Genomic DNA, 1,603 nt, shown 5'->3' with positions numbered 1-1,603 from the left:
GGTGCAGGATGTTCGGTACTTTGGGAAATATGTTTTATATCATCGGTACTAGATATGCAACAATGGGACACGAAAAAAGAAATCCTAATGAAAGCAGTCGCAGAAATCGCTAAAAAGTATGATGATAACCTAACTTAGTGATAGTTTCGTATTTGATTTAAAATTATTATAAAATTTATACTCTTAAATACTCAAAATTAGAATGTTATAGTTTTAAAATATTGATTTAATTTTAAAGTATTATATTTGCATTATCATATTTATATTATTATATGGTTTATTCTGCAATAGACATATCGTTTTTCTTCATTAGAAAAGGAGTAACTCCACTGAAGTTACAAAAACTTTTGTTCTACTCCCAGGTTTGGTATTTCGCTAAATATAAAAACTTATTATTTAAAGATGAAATACAAGCTTGGGTATTAGGCCCTGTTGTACGTAATGTATGGGATAAGTATAAGTTTATAAAAAGAGGAAGTTTGATAAATGAAAGATTCATTGAAAAAGATATATCTGATAAGGCAGTAATTTCTCACTTAAATGAAATTTGGGATGTTTATGGGGGGTATACAGGATTAGAATTAGTAGATTTGACACATGATGAAACACTTTGGATAAAAGCTAGAGGTGAAATTTCTCCTGAACAAAAATCAACTAATATAATAAAAATCAATGAACAAAGTATTTCTAATTTCTCATTAGATAATAATGGAAGAATACCTCATACTAAATACAATGTAAATGGGCTAGCTAGTTTTAGTGGTAATGTCGGGGAGGAATTGTTTTAAAGTTGGTTGTAGAAAAATTAAAAGTACTAATGGATCTAAACATGGTGTACTTTATATTGAAGAGGAGTATAGCCTCCACATATATGATGGTAATAAGAAATACAAATGGATAATTCTTATAAAGCGTTTTGAAAAATACAAAGTTGTAGTTCTTTCTTTTTATTTTACTAAATTTGCTAAATCAAAAGGAATAAAAAAATTTAAAAGGAATGTAGGTCGGGATTGTTTGAGTCCTATAACCACTTTACGACTATTTAAAGAATGCTTTAACCTTTGTACACAACAATATGGAGATTATTCTTTTTGTTTTTATGCCTTAGACGATAATTATATTGACCACTCTCAAAGAGAAGACCTAAATAGAAGAATGAGTATCTTCTATGCTTTTTTGAAAAGAGACTGTATAAAAAATTCATATGATATGATGCAAAAAGGAAATATTATGCATAATATCTATGTTGGTTACAATAAAGATTTGCATAACGAAGATACTATAGATGAGTTTATAAAATTTTACGAGCCTATTATTACGGAAGAGGTAAATACTTTATATTCTGAACAGGACTCTCAAAAATTATAAGTTTATATTATAATATTTTTTCTCTTACAACAATTTCTGTTTATTTTTTTCAAATAAAGACTATTTCTTATAATAATTAAAAGTATTAATACATTGAAGTCATTTAAACTTTTTAAGGGCTATGACTATAAATGCTAAAGAATTAAATCCTAGCCAACTAGCCACTGTTGTGTCAAATCTATTGAGTAAAGACCTATAACTATCCAACCAACCATTGGTTCTTTCTATTTTGTAC

General features: G+C 27.4%; 2 protein-coding genes and 2 pseudogenes. 3 read left to right on the top strand and 1 reads right to left on the bottom strand.

Annotated features, from left to right (window positions below):
* The 3 genes and pseudogenes from C237_RS14790 to C237_RS0111030 form a co-directional block, all read left to right on the top strand.
* Nucleotides 1-138 (top strand): annotated as a pseudogene (locus C237_RS14790) (N-acetylmuramoyl-L-alanine amidase); the annotation flags it as partial.
* A gap of 134 nt (nucleotides 139-272) precedes the next feature.
* Nucleotides 273-788 (top strand): Panacea domain-containing protein, encoded by a 516-nt coding sequence (locus tag C237_RS13440; protein ID WP_018676524.1) that lies wholly within the window; start codon nucleotides 273-275, stop codon nucleotides 786-788.
* Complete coding sequence (locus C237_RS0111030; protein WP_018676523.1) at nucleotides 766-1,368, top strand: hypothetical protein; 603 nt, start codon at nucleotides 766-768, stop codon at nucleotides 1,366-1,368. The genes C237_RS13440 and C237_RS0111030 overlap by 23 nt, the downstream gene beginning before the upstream one ends.
* Nucleotides 1,369-1,467: 99 nt before the next feature.
* Here C237_RS0111030 and C237_RS14660 read toward each other — a convergent pair.
* Nucleotides 1,468-1,603: pseudogene (locus C237_RS14660) on the bottom strand (IS5 family transposase); the annotation flags it as partial.

The sequence above is a fragment of the Riemerella columbina DSM 16469 genome (genome assembly GCF_000374405.1).
In the GTDB taxonomy this organism is placed as follows: domain Bacteria; phylum Bacteroidota; class Bacteroidia; order Flavobacteriales; family Weeksellaceae; genus Riemerella; species Riemerella columbina.
Note: the sequence above shows the minus strand (reverse complement) of the source record. Positions and strands in the feature narration are given on the sequence as shown.

Coding starts and splice junctions, on each gene's coding strand:
- C237_RS0111030 (WP_018676523.1), top strand. CDS start 766: ATGTCGGGGAGGAATTGTTTTAAAGTTGGTTGTAGAAAAATTAAAAGT.
- C237_RS13440 (WP_018676524.1), top strand. CDS start 273: ATGGTTTATTCTGCAATAGACATATCGTTTTTCTTCATTAGAAAAGGA.